General features: G+C 46.7%; 19 protein-coding genes. 15 read left to right on the top strand and 4 right to left on the bottom strand.

Going from position 1 to position 19,215, the window contains the following annotated elements; translation table 11 throughout:
* Positions 1-2: 2 nt before the first annotated feature.
* From rpsE to secY, 4 genes are all read left to right on the top strand, one after another.
* Positions 3-527 (top strand): 30S ribosomal protein S5, encoded by a 525-nt coding sequence (gene rpsE / locus G7Y46_RS03670; protein ID WP_165062850.1) that lies wholly within the window; start codon positions 3-5, stop codon positions 525-527.
* Positions 527-718 carry a 50S ribosomal protein L30 gene (gene rpmD / locus G7Y46_RS03665; protein WP_165062851.1) on the top strand — a complete coding sequence of 64 codons (192 nt, stop codon included), beginning with the start codon at positions 527-529 and terminating at the stop codon, positions 716-718. Before rpsE ends, rpmD begins: the two co-directional genes overlap by 1 nt.
* A 114-nt stretch (positions 719-832) precedes the next feature.
* A complete protein-coding gene (gene rplO / locus G7Y46_RS03660; protein WP_165062852.1) occupies positions 833-1,282 on the top strand; it encodes a 50S ribosomal protein L15 in 450 nt (149 codons plus the stop codon).
* The gene (gene secY, locus G7Y46_RS03655) at positions 1,276-2,556 is read left to right on the top strand and encodes a preprotein translocase subunit SecY (protein ID WP_165252572.1); all 1,281 of its coding nucleotides are present in this window, start codon (positions 1,276-1,278) and stop codon (positions 2,554-2,556) included. Before rplO ends, secY begins: the two co-directional genes overlap by 7 nt.
* 147 nt (positions 2,557-2,703) lie before the next feature.
* Here the strand turns inward: secY and G7Y46_RS03650 are convergent, their stop codons facing one another.
* Positions 2,704-3,555 carry an Rpn family recombination-promoting nuclease/putative transposase gene (locus tag G7Y46_RS03650; RefSeq protein ID WP_165252570.1) on the bottom strand — a complete coding sequence of 284 codons (852 nt, stop codon included), beginning with the start codon at positions 3,553-3,555 and terminating at the stop codon, positions 2,704-2,706.
* Positions 3,556-4,669: 1,114 nt separating this feature from the next.
* Here G7Y46_RS03650 and ruvC point away from each other — a divergent pair.
* The 5 genes from ruvC (at position 4,670) to G7Y46_RS03620 (ending at position 7,736) form a co-directional block, all read left to right on the top strand.
* A complete protein-coding gene (gene ruvC, locus G7Y46_RS03640; RefSeq protein ID WP_165061197.1) occupies positions 4,670-5,206 on the top strand; it encodes a crossover junction endodeoxyribonuclease RuvC in 537 nt (178 codons plus the stop codon).
* Positions 5,207-5,226: 20 nt separating this feature from the next.
* Positions 5,227-5,817, top strand: a complete 591-nt coding sequence (ruvA, locus tag G7Y46_RS03635; RefSeq protein WP_165252566.1) for a Holliday junction branch migration protein RuvA — start codon at positions 5,227-5,229, stop codon at positions 5,815-5,817.
* A gap of 1 nt (position 5,818) precedes the next feature.
* Positions 5,819-6,886 carry a Holliday junction branch migration DNA helicase RuvB gene (ruvB, locus tag G7Y46_RS03630; RefSeq protein WP_165061203.1) on the top strand — a complete coding sequence of 356 codons (1,068 nt, stop codon included), beginning with the start codon at positions 5,819-5,821 and terminating at the stop codon, positions 6,884-6,886.
* A 53-nt stretch (positions 6,887-6,939) separates the two neighbouring features.
* Positions 6,940-7,371 carry a hypothetical protein gene (locus G7Y46_RS03625; protein ID WP_165252564.1) on the top strand — a complete coding sequence of 144 codons (432 nt, stop codon included), beginning with the start codon at positions 6,940-6,942 and terminating at the stop codon, positions 7,369-7,371.
* 161 nt (positions 7,372-7,532) lie between these two features.
* A complete protein-coding gene (locus G7Y46_RS03620) occupies positions 7,533-7,736 on the top strand; it encodes a cold-shock protein (protein WP_165061209.1) in 204 nt (67 codons plus the stop codon).
* Between the two features lie 100 nt (positions 7,737-7,836).
* Here G7Y46_RS03620 and queA read toward each other — a convergent pair whose 3' ends face one another.
* The gene (queA, locus tag G7Y46_RS03615; RefSeq protein ID WP_165252562.1) at positions 7,837-8,922 is read right to left on the bottom strand and encodes a tRNA preQ1(34) S-adenosylmethionine ribosyltransferase-isomerase QueA; all 1,086 of its coding nucleotides are present in this window, start codon (positions 8,920-8,922) and stop codon (positions 7,837-7,839) included.
* A gap of 45 nt (positions 8,923-8,967) precedes the next feature.
* Positions 8,968-9,690, bottom strand: coding sequence for an epoxyqueuosine reductase QueH (locus G7Y46_RS03610; RefSeq protein ID WP_346773612.1), 723 nt, complete (start codon positions 9,688-9,690; stop codon positions 8,968-8,970).
* Positions 9,691-9,762: 72 nt separating this feature from the next.
* Here G7Y46_RS03610 and G7Y46_RS03605 point away from each other — a divergent pair, with 72 nt between their 5' ends.
* The 4 genes from G7Y46_RS03605 to G7Y46_RS03590 all read left to right on the top strand — a co-directional run bounded on the left by G7Y46_RS03605 (position 9,763) and on the right by G7Y46_RS03590 (position 14,009).
* A complete protein-coding gene (locus G7Y46_RS03605) occupies positions 9,763-10,686 on the top strand; it encodes an HAD family hydrolase (RefSeq protein ID WP_165252558.1) in 924 nt (307 codons plus the stop codon).
* A 1-nt stretch (position 10,687) separates the two neighbouring features.
* Entirely contained in the window at positions 10,688-11,833 is a 1,146-nt protein-coding gene (gene tgt, locus G7Y46_RS03600; protein WP_165252556.1) for a tRNA guanosine(34) transglycosylase Tgt, read from the top strand.
* A gap of 8 nt (positions 11,834-11,841) precedes the next feature.
* Positions 11,842-13,134, top strand: a complete 1,293-nt coding sequence (locus G7Y46_RS03595; RefSeq protein WP_165252554.1) for an MFS transporter — start codon at positions 11,842-11,844, stop codon at positions 13,132-13,134.
* Between the two features lie 269 nt (positions 13,135-13,403).
* Positions 13,404-14,009 carry a recombinase family protein gene (locus G7Y46_RS03590; protein WP_165252552.1) on the top strand — a complete coding sequence of 202 codons (606 nt, stop codon included), beginning with the start codon at positions 13,404-13,406 and terminating at the stop codon, positions 14,007-14,009.
* Positions 14,010-14,311: 302 nt separating this feature from the next.
* On the opposite strand, the gene G7Y46_RS03585 is transcribed toward G7Y46_RS03590, so the two are convergent.
* On the bottom strand, positions 14,312-15,703 hold the full coding sequence (locus tag G7Y46_RS03585; RefSeq protein ID WP_165252550.1) for an RNA-binding domain-containing protein: 1,392 nt from the start codon (positions 15,701-15,703) through the stop codon (positions 14,312-14,314).
* A gap of 298 nt (positions 15,704-16,001) precedes the next feature.
* Between G7Y46_RS03585 and secD the strand changes: the two genes are divergently transcribed.
* Both secD and G7Y46_RS03575 read left to right on the top strand, forming a co-directional pair.
* Positions 16,002-18,881 (top strand): protein translocase subunit SecD, encoded by a 2,880-nt coding sequence (gene secD, locus G7Y46_RS03580; RefSeq protein ID WP_165252548.1) that lies wholly within the window; start codon positions 16,002-16,004, stop codon positions 18,879-18,881.
* A gap of 1 nt (position 18,882) precedes the next feature.
* Complete coding sequence (locus tag G7Y46_RS03575; RefSeq protein ID WP_165252546.1) at positions 18,883-19,215, top strand: DUF1292 domain-containing protein; 333 nt, start codon at positions 18,883-18,885, stop codon at positions 19,213-19,215.

Raw genomic sequence — 19,215 nt, 5'->3', positions numbered from 1 at the left:
ATATGGCCCGTAAACAACAGGAAAACGCTGTTCCAGAACTGGAAGAGCGCGTAGTTAGCATTAACCGCGTCTCCAAGACCGTCAAGGGCGGTCGTCGTATGCAGCTTACTGCATTGGTTGTCGTTGGTGACGGAAATGGCAAGGTTGGTCTTGGTTTGGGTAAATCCCAAGAGGTTCCCAACGCCATCAAGAAAGGCGTAGAGGACGCGAAGAAAAACATGTTCACCGTGCCGCTGACTGAGGAAGGCTCCATTCCGCACGAAGTTATTGGCGAATATGGCGCTGGTCGCGTGCTTATTAAGCCGGCTGTTCCCGGTACTGGTGTTATGGCTGGTGGTCCAGTTCGCGCCATCATGGAATTGGCTGGTGTTAAGAACGTTATAACCAAGAGCCTTGGCACTAGCAATGCTATGAACATCGTGAAGGCGGCTGCAGAAGGTTTGAAGGTTATGGAAAGCCCCGAAACAGTGGCTGCGCGTCGCGGAACTACTGTTGACAAGATGTTTGGCAGGAAGGAGCAGAAGTAATGGCTGATGCAAAGAAAACTCTGCGCCTTACGCAAGTAAAAAGCCAGATTGGTCGCAAGTATGATCAGGATCGCACGCTGCGCGCGTTGGGTCTTGGTCGTATTGGCAAAAGCCACGATGTGGTAGATAACGAGTCCGTTCGCGGTATGATATTTAAGGTAAAGCATTTGATAGAAGTGGAAGAACTGTAAAAATTTGACCGTCTTACAAAGGCGGTCAAAAGTTTATCCAGTCGTATGCTAACTTTACAAAAGACTTTTTATAGTGAAAGCGAGCGTCGAAAGACGCGAAAAAAGGAGATTTGAATGGAACTTAAAGATTTGAAGCCTGCTGAGGGTTCTACCCACAAGCGTAAGCGTGTTGGTCGCGGTCCTGCGTCCGGTAAAGGTAAAACTGCCGGTCGCGGCATGAACGGTCAGAAGTCTCGCGCTGGTGGCGGTAAAGGTGCAGGCTTTGAAGGTGGTCAGACTCCTCTGGCACGTAGGCTTCCAAAGCTTCCCGGATTCCGTAATCCGAATCGTGTTGAATACATCGCTGTTAACGTCAGTAAGCTTGATCGTATATACGAAGCAGGCGAAACGGTTGACTGCGACACTTTGAAGACCAAGGGCGTAATTAAGCATTCCTGCGATCCCGTAAAGGTTCTAGGAGATGGTCAGATTACAAAGGCTCTTACTGTGAAGGTTGATAAGATTTCTGCTTCCGCTAAGGCAAAGATAGAAGCAGCCGGAGGAAAGGTCGAAGAGCCTTGCTAAGCTCCATAGTCGACGCGTTCAAAGTACCAGAGCTGCGGAAGAAGATTCTGTTTACTCTTGCCATTCTTGCGCTCTATCGCTTTGGCGCATATGTACCTGTTCCTGGTATTCCGTTTAACGAGTTTGCAACGGCGTATCAGGATTCGGGCGTTGCCATGAGTATGCTTGACTTGTTCACTGGTGGCGCTCTGTCTAACTTCAGCGTGTTTTCGCTGGGCATTATGCCCTACATTACTGCATCAATTATTATGCAGCTAATGCAAGGTGTTATACCAGCTGTTGGGCGCTGGGCAAAAGAGGGCGATTCTGGTCGTAAGAAGATTACGCAGGTTACGCGTTATCTTACACTGGCACTTGGCTTAATTAATGCTGTTGGTTATTTGCTACTTTTCCAGTCGCCGGCATACGGAGTAACTTTCTCTAATGAAGTTCCATATTGGCTTACCTGCGTAATAATTGTATTTACATTGGTGGCAGGCACCGCATTCATAATGTGGATGGGCGAGCTTATTACTCAGCGCGGTATTGGCAACGGCATGTCGCTAATCATTTTCATTAGCATTGTTAGCCGCGTTCCGTCCGCTATTTTCAGTTCAATTAATCTGACTGCCGATTTAGGCATGGGCATTGCCATAACCGTACTTATTCTTATTGTCGTTTTGGCTTGCATACCGCTTATTATCTTTATCGAACGTGCGCAGCGCCGCATACCGGTAAATTATGCTAAGCGCGTTTCTGGTCGTAAAATGATGGGCGGGCAGAATACATACATTCCGTTAAAGGTGAATGCTGCTGGTGTTATACCTATCATCTTTGCTAGCTGTATTTTGTACTTGCCAGCACAGTTGGCTGCCATTTTCAATGTAGACTGGCTAACCACTTTTGCTGATTGGTGCTCAACTGGTTGGCTTAACTGGATCCTAACGCTTGTTCTGATTGTATTCTTTGCGTATTTCTACACTTCTATGGTGTTTAATCCGGAGGAAACGGCAGATAACATTCGCAAGCAAGGTGGATTTATTCCCGGAGTACGTCCGGGTTCGGCTACGGTTGCGTATATCAGGAATACGCTGAAGCGAATAACGTTACCCGGTGGTATTTTTATTGCGCTTATTGCGGTAGTGCCTACAATTATTTTCTACTTCACTGGTAATCAACTTATTCAGTCGTTTGGCGGCACGTCTATTCTGATTATGATTGGCGTTGCGCTAGACACTATGAGCAAGGTAGAAAGCCAACTTAAGATGCACAACTACGACGGTTTCTTTAAGTAAACCCGTTTATATAGTGCAAAAAACTCCCGTGAACCTTACAGGTGCGGGAGTTTTTCTTTTGCAGGTATTGTGCCCAGAAGAATCGTACCAAAGAGTTACATTCAAGCGTAATTAATGAAGTACTTATAACTTGGTTGATGCTTGACTCTAAATATTAAACTCAGCAAAAAGCCGCTCACGATAGGCTGGGTCTTTAGAGGCTTTAAGAACATCGCCCTCACGTCCGGCGGCAAATAGGTGTTCGATAAGAGAGTCGTAGCGTGCGGCTTCAGCGCGTCCTTGCAAGATTCCTCGCTCTAGTCCTCGTTCTTCTCCCTCTTTTAGAGCAGCTCTGCGGGCTATACGTACTTCTCGCTCCCAATCTTCTCCTATTGTACTTACAGAAAACACCTTATTCACCCACTCTCTATCTTTATTGGCTTTATCTACTGCACTAGCAATAGATGTAACTAGCTTGTCTTGTTTATCTATTTTACCAGTGAAGACATACTCCATAAAAGAAAGTAGATGCTTATCTTTTGTCTTTGCATAGTCTTTGCAGTTAAGAGCAATCCAGTGTATGCCGCTGTCTATATCTAAAGATGTGTCTTGTCTACATATTGGTTCTATCTCATATACAGGAAGTCCTGCTTTGAAAGGATCGTGATTACAAACAAAGATAATATAGCTTGTGTCTAGCTTATCGTAGTCTGCCCCTTTATCAAGCGATGTAGTATCAATAGATGCTTGATAGTATCTATATCTCCTAGCGATATCTGCTCTTTGTTGAACCTGTAGTTCTATGTCAAAAACTTCATGTTTTGTCTTAGCAAACAAATCTAATCTAACACTCTTAAAATCTAGTCTAGGTTCTATTGCTTGTTCAGCGTTTTTATAAATCAGATCATCAATTTGCTTACCTAATACACACTCTAAGAATTCTTTACATATATCTTTTTGAATCATTACACGATTAAACATAAATTGATTAGTAATAGAAACAAGTTTTTCTTTATCCATAGCAATCTATTCTTTCTCTAGAAGACTTATAAATCTTCTAATCAAGACTAGATTGCAAACCTTATATCTGTGTATCAAAAATGCGATATCAAGTGACATATAGATTTCATGTCAAAACCAACTGTTTGCAACACCTATTGACATCGCAAGTTCCCATAGTTGCAACTTTTAATGAGTGCAAATCTTGCAGAAATGTGTCGGGAGTTATCTGCTATACAAACTTTGCAGTGTTGCGGTTGCTAGTTGAATGTTGATTGAATTCTTAATCTGAGCACCCGTTCACATTAAGATTGTACATGTCCATATTGCGATTGCAATCAACCTCGTTAAGTTGCAAAGTTTCAAATACGTGGCGAGAGAAATAAATTGACAAAAGTGGTCAAAACTTCCGACTTTCCATGGTCGGATTGCCGTATGGCTGGCTTGAATTGTGGAGAACACTGGGCAAACAGCATTTGGTGATGCATCTATAGGCGCTATTCTGTGCTTTTCACAGTGGAAAGTCGGAAGTTTTGACCATTTTTCTAACTTTTTTGAACTAGGAAGCTTCAACCTGCTTTGTATTTGTATTTCTGCGGCGGTAAGGGGGCGTGGACATTTCATTAGATTGCAGTTGAGTTGATTGCAGTTGAGTTGCGAGGTTGCCAACATCTCTTTTTTAGTTTGTCCTATTACAACAAGACGGGATAAATTTCCTCTTCATCTTGATATGCCAAGTGGACTTACGATATATGGTGTTGTTGCTGTTGAGCAGGTGAGAGCCTTTGATCTGGAAGCGCGCAATCCGCGCTTTGTAGAATCGGTGAAACAAAGTGACGATCCGTCGTTTATTGAACATGTTCGTGAATGTCTCAAATCTTTTTTCTAAATACTAGATTTGAAGGCGCTTTGACCTAGGGAATGATTTTTCAGTGATGAAAGTTTGGACTGCAGTCAATCCGTCTGCCCCTAGTGCGCATCTTGCTCTTTGCGCATGGCTCCTAGCGTATTCCTAGTGTTGCGGTTAAGTTGCAAAGTTTCTCTTATAAAATGTTTCCTGAGGGGAGCTTTTTTGTAGTATAAGGTATTGCGATATACAAACACATGTTCTATAATTTGCGAATCGGTAATATAGATGAAACGAGGCGTTTTGGCTGTTGAGCGCATCATATTGGGGATAGATCCCGGGTTGGCAAATACCGGATGGGGCGTTGTTCGGCAGACAGGTGCGCACTTAGAATGCATGGCTTACGGGTGTGTTTCTACTCCTTCTGGGGTTGATTTATCGAAGCGTCTCTTGAAGATACACGATCAGATAAGTGCTGTGGTGCAGCGGTTTCATCCAATATGTGTGGGCATAGAAACGGTTTGGTTTGGGCAAAATATAACTGCTGCATTTGCTACGGGGCAGGCTCGTGGTGCGGCGCTTGTTGCATGTGCTGAAGGTGGGCTAAGCGTTGGCGAATTCACTCCGAGGCAGATAAAGTTGGCTGTGGTTGGAACAGGTGGTGCTGAAAAAGAGCAGGTGCAGTATATGGTGCAAAAATTGCTAGCTCTTAGCAATGCTCCAAAACCTGATCATGCATCTGATGCGTTAGCTGCAGCTATTTGCTATACAACGCATGAATCGCCATTGGTGTCGCAGGCTTTTACTGCCTGTAGCTGTGCTTAAAGTGAAGATAGGTGTAGCGCATGATAGCTTTTCTGAACGGACAATTGGCTGGCAAACTATTGAACAGCGCTTTCATTGATGTTGGAGGTATTGGATATGAGGTCTTTATGTCGCAGACTGCGCTATCTAAACTACCTGAGATAGGCTCATCTGTTTATGTGCGTACATATATGCATGTCAGCGATAATGGGATTACACTATACGGTTTTCTGGCAGATGATGAAAAGGCTATGTTCGAAAAGCTTATAGGGGTATCTGGTGTGGGTCCAAAAGTAGCTTTGGCAGCACTTTCTACATTTAGCTCGCGAAAATTAGCCGATGCGGTGGCAGCACAAGATAGCGCGCTTGTCTCAAAAATTCCCGGAGTTGGTAAGAAAACCGCTCAGCGTATAATTCTTGAATTAAAAGGTTCGCTTGACGATTTTTCTGGCAGTTTATTCAACCAAGACGATTCTGGGTCTGTTGTAGACCAGCGTATGTCTGGCGCTGTAGAGGCATTGCTTTCTATGGGATTCACGTCTTCCGAAATAGAACTTGCAATGAACGGGGCACCTGAAGGAGCTACGGAAAGTTCACTGGTAAAATATGCGCTGAAACGACTAGGAAGTTGATTTGGCTAACGAAATTGAAATAGAAGGAATTGTTTTCGAGGCTGGAGCGAATGCTTCTACAACAGGGCGCGGGCGCAGCGTTGCGCCTGAATTGCTAGAAGAAGATATCGCCTTCGATAGATCGCTTCGTCCGAAATATTTTGACGACTATTTGGGGCAATCGAAAGTTAAAGAGTCGCTGCAAATTATGATAGAGGCGGCTAAGTCGCGAGATGATGTATTGGATCATATTCTTTTTAGTGGACCTCCGGGCTTAGGGAAAACTACATTAGCATCTGTTGTGGCAAGTGAATTAGGCGCGCATATTCGTACCACAAGCGGACCAGCCATAGAGCGAACGGGCGATTTAGCGGCTATACTCACAAACCTTGAAGAAGGCGATGTGCTATTTATTGACGAAATTCATCGCCTGAATCGCATGGTTGAAGAAGTTTTGTATCCTGCCATGGAAGACTATTCTTTGGACATAATGGTGGGAAAGGGGCCTGCTGCACGCTCTATCAGGTTAGACATTCCGCGATTTACTATGATAGGGGCAACAACTCGCACAGGTCTTTTAACAGGTCCGTTGCGCGACAGATTCGGTATAGCTTACAGGCTTGAATATTACACACCACAAGAGTTAGCTGCTATCATCACGCGCTCGGCTCATATTTTAGATGTGCATATAGATGAAGAGGGCGCTTTGGAAATAGCGCGCAGATCACGCGGTACTCCACGTTTAGCTAATCGTATGTTAAAGCGCGTGCGCGATTGGGCGCAGGTGCGAAGCGACGGGCACATTACTGAAGATGTTGCAGCGCAAGCACTTAGCTTTTTTGAAGTGGATGATTTGGGATTAGACGCTATGGATAATCGCATTCTTCACACATTGTGCGTACAGTTTTCCGGAGCACCTGTAGGGCTTACCACGTTAGCTTCGGCGCTCTCTGAGGAAACCGACACGCTTGAAGATGTTTACGAGCCATATTTGATGCAACAAGGTCTTCTTGTGCGCACTCCGAAAGGGCGCGTGGCTACAGCGCGCGCTTGGGAACACATTGGCATTGCGCCGCCAAAAGATGTATAGACTAGTTTTCTATGTAACAATGTACTGTTACATAAGTTGAAGGAAGGAATAAATTGCTTACACAAGATTATTTGGTACGTATGCTGGTCGATTTTGCAGCGGGAATAATGCGCGCTATGCAAAGACGTACCGAAGATCGCGACCCTAAAGGTGCGGCAGAGATGCTTGAGACGGCTATAGGTGAGTCGGTCGACATGGATGGCGATATGCTACTTTCGCTTGCACCTGAATCTATTGCATCTATTATGCAGATATCGGGAACCGATCCTGCAATAACAGAATATGTTGCGCGCTCGCTTATGCTTGCAGCTTCGTATAGAGAAGATGCTGGAGAAACCGATATGGCAAAACTTCGCGCAGATCAGGCACGGGCTATTGCGGCAGCTTACGGGCATGATATCAGCGATATGACTTCAGCTGAAGACATACCTGAAGCCGATTTTGCAGATGCTGCTGTAAAAGATTTTCTTGCCGATGAAGAATAGAAAAGTAACAGTTCGTAAATTTTTCGACTACTGTAAAAATCCATTGCATAAAACAGTCTTAAGTAGCGTATAGTTGTATTGCGCTGAATACAGAGCAGAGGCGTGCGAGGTGCGCGTCGGTATTGAATCTCCCACGGTGGGGGGAAGAAAGAGGAAAGAGCATGGCTGAAGGTACTGTGAAATGGTTCAACCCTGACAAGGGATATGGCTTCATCTCTCAGGAAGATGGCGAAGACTTATTTGTCCACTTCTCTGAAATTCAGATGGACGGATTTAAGACTCTTGATGAGGGAGCTGCTGTCGTTTTCGACATTACTACTGGTCAGAACGGCAAACTGCAAGCCAGCAATGTTGTAAAGAAATAAGTAAGCTGAATGTGAAATCCGAATGGTCCGCCTCTGAGCGGACCATTTTTTATCAATTCAAGCCTAAACAGACGGGCATTTGCGCGTTAGTAAGTCGCAGTCAAATTATTAGCATAGCATCGCCGAAACTTAACATGCGATAACGCTTAGCTATGGCATGGGCATAGGCAGTCATTATTTGGTCGCGAGTGGCAAAAGCGGAAACTAGCATCATTAATGTAGAGCGCGGTACATGAAAATTTGTTATTAGCGCGTCTACCACATTGAATTTACTGCCCGGAAGCAAAAAAAGTGACGTGGCTTCACGATTGCGCACTTCAAGTTTTTCCGCACTGGCATTCCAAGCACTCTCAAGCGATCTTACGCTTGTAGTTCCTACTGCAACTACTCGCCCACCGCGCGCCTTTGTGTCTTCAATAGCGCATGCAGTGCGTTTTGGTACTGTGTAGAATTCGGTGTGCATAGCGTGGTCTTCGGCGTTTTCTTCATCTACCACGCGAAACGTGTCTAAACCTACTTCTAATTCCACAGTTTCCCAACCAATACCTTTTTGCTTGCAGCTTTCAATTAATTCAGGCGTGAAATGCAGACCGGCGGTGGGTGCGGCGGCTGAACTTTCTCGTTTGGAATAAACAGTCTGGTACATCTCTTTATCGCCCGTGTAATCTTTGATATAGGGCGGCAGGGGGGTGTTGCCTACTGCATGTAGTGCCTCGTCTAGCGATGGCAATTCTGTAGAAAGCCGCGCAATGCGCTCGCCTTTTTGCGCATTTGGTGCCCAGTTGATTATTTCTGCAGAAAGCGCAACTTTGCCATTTGCGTCGTGGAAATCTACCACAGCACCACTGTTGGGCTTTAGGCGCTTCCCGGGCTTTACCAACACTTCCCAAAAAGCCAATTTGTTAGTGCGCGGTTCGGGTCCGGCTGCTTCGCGCAGCAAAAACACCTCTGCTGCTCCTCCAGTTCCACGTTTTGTGCCCAATAAGCGTGCGGGCAATACTCGCGTTTCGTTGGCTACAAGTAAATCGCCCGGTTGCAGGTAATCAATTATGTTGCGAAAAATTTTGTCTTCCAAATTGCCGTTTTCGCGATGAAGGACAAGCATGCGGCATTTATCGCGCACCGGTGCCGGCGCTTGCGCAATAAGTTCAGGAGGAAGCTCGTAATCAAAATCGGCGGTTTTCATAGCAGTTTGTACCTTTATATATGTCTAGCATTGAAGTTTTCTAAATTATCCATTGCTGTTCCTGCGCAGCTCTTTTAATATTGCCCGCTTACGAACTTGCTTCGCGTCGTATTCGGCGCGTTGCTGTCGTTTAGCCTGCAATTCTTGTTCTTGGGCTTGTCTTATTTTTGCCCGCGCCGCCTTCTTGGCTTCGCGCTCTGCTTTGTGCTGCGCTCGCTGCTTGTCAGCCTCAGCTTTCGACGGAAGGCATCCGCAATAATTCTGCCTATACATTCCAGCTTCTTTGCTGCGACGAGTAGCCTCGCTGTAGTAAGGCGAGTAATCCTCGAACAAGCATGCAATGCCTTCATTTTTACAGGCGCGTTCAAGTTCTTCACGAATTATTTGCGTGTACTGATAGGGGCTCACGGAAAGCGTTGTGCCTAGCGCGTCAAACCCGTGCTTTTTTGCATACGCTGCCGACTCTTCAAATCGCATTCTGTAACATGCGCGACACCGCGCTTCTCGACTTTTACTATTGGCAACTGCTTGCTTCCATATTTCGGGTGCGTATTCGCCCTCGGTAAATTCCAACTTTTTCTCATTTGCCCATTTGACTATAGTGTCGCGCCTGTGTTCGTATTCTTCGGCGGGCGCTATGTTGGAATTTGCGTAATAAATATGCGGCTCTACGCCACGCTCGCGCAACAGGCGAACCGGCTCCATCGAGCACGGACCACAGCACGCATGCAGTAGTAATTTCGCGGGTTTTTCTTTGAAAGAAATCACGACGCTATACTACCATGTAAATCACTGCAAATAATCCGCATACATTTCGCGGGAGTACTCGGGAAGGCATATATGCAAAACGCTAAAACATATCGCGTCATTTGTTTCGATTTAGACGGCACGCTTTTGCCGATGGACATAGATGAATTTATGGTCGCTTATTTTAAGCGGATAGCTACTTATATGGGTATGCATGGTATGGATCCGGAATTGTTTATGTTGGCTTTGAAGGCGGGAACTAAGCGGATGGCTACCCATGCGGAAGACCATACAAACGAGCAGGCATTTTGGGATGAATTTTGCCAAGTATACGGAATTGACAGCGATGCCGAGCGCAAGCGCGTAAGGCAAATGTCAACAGATTTTTATGCGAACGACTTTCCGCACATTGGCGATGGTTTTCAGGGTAATCCGGCGGCTGGGCGCGTTGTGCGCAAACTGGCGCAGAAGGGCTATCCTTTGGTGCTGACCACAATGCCAATGTTTCCTAGACGCGCGATTGAACATAGATTGGCATGGGCTGGGGTAGAGCCGGGTTTGTTTGCGCGTATTACGTCATATGAGAATTCATGTTCTGTGAAGCCCAAGCAGACTTATTACGCCGAGAATTTAGCCGCCATGAACTTGCGCGGAGAAGACGTGCTTATGGTGGGAAATAACACCATGGAGGACATGTCGTTTCTCGATCTGGGTGCCGATGGTTATCTTGTAACTGATTATTTGCTAGACCCGATCAATTTTGATCTGAGCACCATAAAGCATGGTTCTATGGCAGACTTCGAAGCGTGGGTGGATACGTTGCCGCAATGCTTAAATCCAGCGCGTGAAATTTCATGCGGCGTGGTGGATTCTTCTGAGATGCAACGAGCGCTTTCTAAAAACGCTTTGCCCGGATTGGATTTAGCAGATGCACAGGCGAAGGCAGCTATAGTAGCCGATGCTGTGGCGGGAAATCATGAAGCAGGCTCTGCAGGCAAGTTAAAAATAGGTAGTTAATATGCAGCTTTTCGAATGCACAATAGATGCCACATGTGGCAATGCGCGGGCACTAACATATACAACAGCGCACGGAAATTTCTGCACTCCTATGTTTATGCCGGTGGGTACGCATGCAACTGTAAAGGGTATAACGCCAGATCAGCTGCATGCGCTAAATTCTCAGGTGGTGCTTGCGAACACGTACCATTTGGCTATGCGCCCGGGTGCCGATTTAGTGGCAGAAGCCGGCGGAATTCATGAGTTCATGCAATATGACGGACCTATGCTAACTGACTCTGGGGGTTTTCAGGTTTTTAGCTTGGCTGATACTGTAAAGCTGCACGACGACGGCGTAGAGTTCCAAAGCATTTACGATGGTAGTCATGTGTTTTGGACTCCGGAAGAGAACATGCGTATCCAGCAATTAATAGGCGCAGACATAGTAATGCAGCTTGACCAGTGTGCGCCTTATCCTGCAAGTAGGGATTTTGTGCAACGCGCGGTGGACTATTCTAGCGCATGGGCACGCCGGTGCTTGGCTGCGCATACGCGACCCGATCAGACGCTTTTTGGCATTGTGCAAGGTGGGATGCACTTAGATTTACGTCTTGAAAGCGTGCGTCGTTTGCTGGAAATAGAGCAGGATTCGCTGGCTTTCGGCGGTAGGCGTTTTGGCGGTTTTGGGATAGGCGGCTACTCGGTAGGCGAAAGCCACGAGGTAATGTTTGAGACGCTGGGTGAGGTAGCGCGCGCTCTGCCGCAGACGCGCCCGCGCTATCTTATGGGTGTCGGCAATCCTACAACGCTTGTGCGAGCTGTAGCTGAAGGGGTGGATATGTTCGATTGCGTGCTGCCTACTCGCACGGCTCGTATGGGTACCGCATTTTCCAGCACGGGGCGCATGAATATGCGCAACGCTAAATTTGCGCACGACTTTACGCCGCTAGACCACGAATGCAACTGTTATACTTGCACGCATTTTACGCGCGCTTATATTCGCCATTTGGTAAAGCAGGATGAAATGCTAGGCGGTATATTATTAAGTCTGCATAATCTTCATTACCTGTTAGATCTTATGCGGCGTGCGCGAGAAGCGGTGTTGGCGGGTGAATATGATGCTTTTTTGGCGGCATGGATGGCAAGTCCTGCTGCAAAAGATTATTAGGTAGGCGAATGGGTAAGTTTGATCCGAAAATTTATGCAGGACTTCTGCGCGTGCGTCAAGCCTACGCTTTCGAGATAGGCTGTTTTCTTATGCGCTTTTATGCCTACATGATGAATATCGGCACTGTAACTATGGTTACGCTTGCTGGATATTCGTTTTTTATTGCGGGGCTTACATCTTCAGTTATTGCGTTGTCTACGTTTTTTATATCGCCGCGCGTATCAAAATTGGTCGATCAGTTTGGGCAGCATAAAGTAGTGCCCGCTGCCGCAGCTATAACAATAGCTGGTCTTGCAATTATGCTTGCGAACGTGGTGATGCATGGTCCGGAATGGGTGCTGTTTGTGGCAGCAATTCCTATGGGTTTTATGCCAAATCCGCAAGCATTGGCGCGTGCGCGCTGGACATTTTTGATAAGGTCGGGGCGGCTGGGTAGCGCTGCACCCGATTTGCGTACCATGTTTTCATATGAAGGCGTACTAGACGATGTAGGATTTATGTTCAGCCCGTCTATTTCGATTGCGTTAGCTTCAGCTATTACACCTATTGCGGGTCTATTTGCAGGCGGTGTCTCGTTTGTGATTGGGGTCTTGCTTCTTACGATGTCGCGCGCAACCGAGCCAACGCCCGGTTGGGGCACAAGTGATACATCTGAGAAATTGCAGCGGGCGCAGACCGATCAGCCAGTACGGCAAAAAAGCGTGCTGCGCACTTCTTCAGTTGTGCGCGTACTGTTTGCGCTAATGTTTTTTACGGGTGCATTTTTTGGTGTGTTCGACGCTACTACTGTTGCCTTGGCAGAAGAGCTTGGCAATCCCAATATAGCCAGCATAGTGCTTATTGTGGCATCTTGCGTTTCTATGTTAACGGGAATTTTGTTCGGCATGATACATATACGAATTCCGCAATACGCACAATTGGTGGGCGCGTCTGTGGCTATTGGCTTGGCGTATGGCAGCATGTTTTTGGTCAATTCGGCGCTTTCGCTTTTCATAATGTCTACAATAGCGGCGCTATTTTATGCGCCTATGTTAATAACGGCGAATGCTACATGCGAACGTGCGGTACCGGGCAGCCGCATTACAGAAGCTATAACTTGGATGAATGCGGGCGCTACGTGCGGTATGGCATTTGGACCATCTGTAAGCGGCATTATTGTTGACAATTTTGGTGCCGCTGCTAGTTTCGATTTTGGTGCTGTGCTGGCGCTGGCGGTGCCGGTAACTGCACTTTTATGTATGCGCATATTGCGTCGCGGCGTTACTACTACCTACACCATAGCTGCTCAATCTAAGAAATAATTCATCAAGTGCAGGCATACACGCTTTTGAGGCGTGGGGTAGCGTGTGCAGCAAGGCGCATGTTTTACGGCGTAGGGCATGTTGCCGCAACAAGGCGCAGCCTATACTCGTCTAGGCGATACTGCGCCATTCGAAATTTGCCGGCTGGCTTTCCGCTTTCTACAATTAGGCACGTCTAAGAAAGTCACAAAATGGTGCTGCTTCTAAAACTGTCTTTTTGTGACACAGCATTTTAATAGGGAAGGAGTTTAGATAATGGGAGGTTAATTATGAATAAGAGAAACTATGGTTATGCGCGGGTATCTGCGAAAGATCAAAATCTTGCAAGGCAATTCGATGCATTTGCGAAGGTTGGGTTAGATAAGAATAAAATCTATGCAGATAAAGCTAGTGGGAAAGACTTTGAGCGACCGGAATATAAGCGTTTGCTTAGAAAGCTAAAAGAAAAAGATGTGCTTTATGTAAAGAGCATCGATCGCTTGGGCCGCAATTATGAGGAAATACTGAGTGAATGGCGGCATATCACCAAGGAAAAAGGCGCAGATATAGTGGTGCTGGATATGCCTTTACTCGATACTCGAAGAAGCATGGGCGGCTTAACGGGTGTATTAATAACCGATATTGTTTTACAGTTGCTTTCTTATGTAGCGCAGCTTGAGCGAGAGAACACGCATAAGCGTCAGGCAGAAGGCATAGCTGCTGCCAAGGCGCGCGGAGTGCGTTTTGGTCGTCCGAAAATTGAACGCCCCGAGATATACGGCAAGATAAAGCAAGTTTATATTGCGGGAAATATTACTCGAAAAGAAGCAGCAGCGCGTCTGAAGGTAAGTCCATCTACATTTGATTTATGGCTTAGACAAGATGGAATTAGATAATACTAAGAGTCGTTTGTTAAACCGCTTACCAAGGGAAATGGAACATTTATAAAACTTTTTATTTGTTTCTTACGCTCTAAAAAGGTAGACGTTTTCAACTTCTAAAAAAACGACCTTTTCTCCTTTTTCATTTTTCAGAAATGCCTGTAAAAGCGCATTTTGCTATCCATCCGCTCGATGGATTGAATAAGTCTAACTTTAATTTTGTAACGCACTCCAGCGATACGACAGGGGTCCATATCGAAAGCGATATGAGCTTTCTGTATGTTAAGCGTTTGCGATTGTGTGCTTATCACCATCGCTCATTCACAACGTCGAGCTCTTCTATATGCACGCGAGTTCGTAGAGCCCAGCGCTTCCACTTCCTCTGATTTGATCAGGTTGCTAAGGTGTCTCTGAGTGCTTCTCAGGCTTATGTTCGCTCTTTCGGCTATCTGCACGGCTGTTGCGGAATCGGTTTCTTTCAGCAGTTCATCAAGGGTGCGCAGTACGATATCTTGGGTCTTCTCGATCACAGCTCTGGGTGCAGTGCTTGTTGCAATGTCGGCCTTGAACATGTCGCCGTCGATCAGGATTGGCTCTGTGCCGGTGTATGCTAACGAGTACTTGTAAAGGTTTCGCGTACCGCTACCCATTTCCTCCGCTAGACCAACTTGTGTGAAGAAGTCGGCTATTAGGGGATTTTTCGGGCGCGGGGAGAAATCGGCGAGTGTTATCTGTCCGTTGAACACGGACTTGCTTGCGTTTCTCGTGTGTATTCCCTGCTCGTCAATTGTCACCTGAGCTGGCACGGCGCTAAGGAACTCGCGGTGGATAAGCACGTTGGAGATGAGTTCTCGCACAATCACGTCTCGTGCACTTACGCGCTGATCGTTTTCAAGCAGGAATCGGTCCGGTAGGTGTCTGCGGCAGAAGCTGCTCAATTGGGCATATGCTTCCATGAGGTTGGTCCTAACCATCAGACGGTCGTCGTAGCGGTCTTTGTTCTCTATTCGTACTATGGCATCGGTAAGATATGCGGGGCATACGGACCTAATAAGCTCGTCGGTGCCTAGAAGGAGGGCTGCCGCGAGCGTGTATCCGCTTAGACCCCTTTCTCTGTCGTGGGTGTATAGCCCCGCGGCGTGTAGGAGTTGCTTGTCGTCGAGGTTAGTCCATGGATGGTCGCGTCGATTGGTCGCTGCCATGCTCCTTGCGCGGTCTATAAGGTCGGGTCTGAGATCCGAGAACTCTATGTAGGGAAAGACTTTCTGCTCCGAGTAATAGGACTTCTTTCGTATGTACATGAGAGATATCTGATCGTCGTTTGTAACTTTGGCATCCACGTCTGCGATACGATCGTAGATTACATTCTTGTATCGGTAGACTGAGGGACCCATGGGAACCCAGATCCTGATAACGAGCTTGTTATTGTATTCTATCTTCTCGAACTCCAGTGCGGGTGAGGGTGTGAATACGGCGGGATTCCCCGTCACGTTTACTATGTTGCGCTCTATGTCGAGGATCGAGAGTGGGTCGACTCCTCTTATACTGCCGTCGTTTTCGACTCCTAGGTATATGTTGCCACCGATTCTGTTTGCAAATGAGCATACGGTTTCGAATGTGTCTGCATGTGGGAACGTGCTACATCGCTTGAACTCGATGGTCTGCCCTTCGCCCTGTGCGAGCTGACTTTCGAACTCGGAAGGTGACATATCGATCCTTTCTGTTTCCAGCTTGCGCCAATGCTACGCCAAACTTGCGCCAATATATGTTGGTGGCGCAAGTTTGGCATAAGTTTGGGCGCAAGTGGTTGTTTCACGAGATGACTTCATAATGTTAGCCAAGGAGCTATCACACAAGCAATCTATCACGCATTAAATGAGCACATTTGATTATATTCTTGTCATTTCTCCATATTTTGTCTGATTGCTTGCTTGTTGTGGCAAAATATGAAAGTTAGCGCTTGAACGGGCGCAGGAAGTGTTTTACGTATTTACGGGAGACTAGCAAATGGCATTGCAGCGAAATGTTAAGAAGAATACGCACAACAAAAATAGGCGTAATGTTTGGTTAATGGTTTTAACAATACTGTTAGTAGTTGTTTCGGTAGTGTTGTTCATGCCGCCTTCTGAGAAAATTAATCAGGGTCTTGATATACGCGGCGGATTATCGGTTGTACTTACGGCGAAGACTGACGACGGCAGCGCCATAACTACAGAAGATATGGAAACCAGTCGTGCTATTATTGAAAACCGCGTTAATGCGCTTGGCGCATCCGAAGCTACCGTACAGGTACAGGGTACCGACCAAATTCTTGTACAGATTCCCGGTTTGGAAGATACGCAAACGGCTTTGTCTACTATTGGTCGTACTGGTCAGCTGGTGTTTTCTAGATTGGACAGCTTTACCGATGCCGAGGTAAAGCAAAAGATTGAAAATGGCGACTTCGGGCAATATGCCACCATTGAAGACGATTATGGCAACAGTTTCCGCACTGAAGAAGAAGTGCCGCTAGAAGTGCCAGAGGGTACATATACTCCTCTTATCACAGGCGACCAGATAACGAATGTTACTGTCGATCGCGCTAGCGAAACCAGCGCCTATTATGCCGTTAACTTAACCCTTAATGCTGAAGGGAAACAGGCATTTGCTGAAGCTACATCTGAGCTTGCTTCAAGTAAGGGCAAGATAGTAATCATTCTTGATAATCAGGTGGAAAGTGCCCCTGCAGTACAGTCCGAGATTCCCGATGGAAACGTTTCTATTACCGGCAATTACACGCTTGAAGAAGCTAAGGCGCTGCAGACGGTTCTAGAGTCTGGCTCGCTTCCTGTTAGTTTTGAGTACTCACAAAGCCAAGTTGTAGGACCTACACTCGGTCAAGATGCGCTATATGCTGGTCTTATTGTTGTGCTTATTGGTCTTGCGCTTGTTATGCTGTATCTGCTTGTTTTCTACAAGGGTCTTGGTCTTATTACCGCTGGTGCTATGCTGGTGTTTGCATGCCTATACCTTGGAATTTTGGCAGGTCTTTCCGCATTTGGACTGTTCAGCTTATCGCTTGCTGGTCTTGCCGGTATCGTGCTTACAATTGGTATGGCTGCCGACTCGTCAATTCTGACGCTAGAGCGTTTCCGTGAAGAGATTCGCATGGGCAGAAGTGTGCGTGCAGCCTCTATTACAGGTGTTCGTCATGCCATTCTTACATCTATCGATGCCGACCTTGTTTCTATGGTGTCGGCGCTTTCTCTGTTCTTCTTGGCTAGTGCATCAGTCAAGGGCTTCGGTCTTACACTGGCGCTTGGCATTGTGTGCGACATCGTTATGATGCTTGTGTTTAAGGCACCGCTTATTCGCTTGCTTGCGCCAAAGTCTATTGCGCATCATCCGGGTTTCTGGGGCATTAAAGACAGCCAAGATGCCGCAAAGAGTTACGAAGCTATCGCGCAGGCTGAAGGTGTGTCTGTGTCCGATGCTGAAACGGCTATGCAGATGAATGCCGACGAATCTGACGAAATGGCACGTGCACGCGGCGGCGAACAGGCAGAATCTGTTGTGGTGAATACGGCGCGTAAGGTGCGCGGGCGCTTCATCAAGCACGATATTAATTTCTTGGGTTACAGAAAGATATTCCTTACAGTAGCCGCTGTTGCCATGGTTGCATGTTTTGCAATTATGGGAATACGCGGGTTCAATTTCGGTATTGAATTTGTTGGTGGTTCGTCTATTACTTACACCAACACGGGCGATTTACAAACTGAAGAATTGCGCAGTGCTTTCACGGAAGCTGGGGAACCTGATGCGGTTATCCAAACCACTACCGCAAATGGTGTAGATGGCTTCCTTGTGCGCATTGCCACAACCGATGCTGAAGCTGCCGCTGCTACTGGACATACGGTGGCAGAATCGCTGGGCATTCCGGCAAGTGAAATAAGCGTAGACACCATAGGTCCCGACTGGGGTGCTAGCGTTATTCAGTCGTCGCTTATTGCATTTGTGGTTTCCATGCTGCTAATTATTGTCTATATTGCTATTCGCTTCGAATACAAAATGGGCGTTATTGCAGTTGTAGCGCTTCTGCACGACCTTATATTAGTGCTGGGAATTTATGCGCTGGTTGGTCGCGAAGTTAACCCCAACACCATTGCTGCGCTACTTACTATTCTTGGTTACTCTTTGTACGACACGGTGGTTGTATTCCACCGCGTGAACGACAATATGAAAGGCGAGGCTATACGCTGCACCTTTATGACAATGGCAAACCACTCTATTAACCAAGTGTTTGTGCGTACCATAAACACCACGTTAACTTCGTTCGTGCCGGTTTTTGCAATGCTTTTGTTCGGTGGTGAAACACTGAAAGACTTTGCGTTTGCTATGTCTATCGGCTTGTTGGCTGGTTCGTATTCGTCGTTTGCTGTAGCTATGCCTCTGTATAGCATGTGGAAATCGCGCGAGCCGAAATTCCAGAAACTGCAGAAGAAGTACGGCAATCAAATCGGTCTGTTCCAGTTTGATAGCGCAAATTCTCCCGAGATAGAGCAGGTGCCGGTGGCTCGCCTAGAGGCGGAAAAGAAAGCCAAGAAAAAGATGGATAAAATTGCCACTGATGCAGGTGCGGGTGTTGCGCCGGTTGGTGGGGTTGGTAGTGGGGCTGCCAGCCAAGCTGCCAATAATGCTGCGCAGGAACATAAGGCTGAAAGTAAGCCTGCCACCAATGATGCAAAAAATACAGCATCGCAAAAGAGGGGAAAGCGTCCCGATAAACCTAAAGGTCAAAAGAATCATCAGCAAAAGAGCGCGCCTCAAAAAGACGCAGAAATGCAAAGCGATACCGGCATAGAAGGCATCCGCTTCGTGAAAGACGATTCTGAAGGTGCTGACGAATAATATGGCAGACGCAATACGTACAGGTAGCGCACCAAATTTCTGTCCACCTGCAGAAGAGGGTATAACTTTTACGTTTGAAGATTCAAATGGCGATCTCGTGCAGCTAGAGTTTTTAGGGCTCTTGCTGCACGGGGATGCCCGTTATGGTTTCTTTTTCCAAATTGATGACTACTCTCCTGCTTTATCATCTGGCGAGGTTATCGTGTTGGAAGTAACCGAACTAGATGAAGACGGACAGCCCTATTCCTTTGAATTTATAGAAGATGAAGCTGTTGTGCGCGATGTGTACGAAGAATTCAAAGTAGCTACACGCGATTTGTATCAATTCGAATAG

This window comes from Adlercreutzia sp. ZJ304 (assembly GCF_011039075.1).
Taxonomy (GTDB): Bacteria; Actinomycetota; Coriobacteriia; order Coriobacteriales; family Eggerthellaceae; genus Adlercreutzia_A.
Note: the sequence above shows the minus strand (reverse complement) of the source record. Positions and strands in the feature narration are given on the sequence as shown.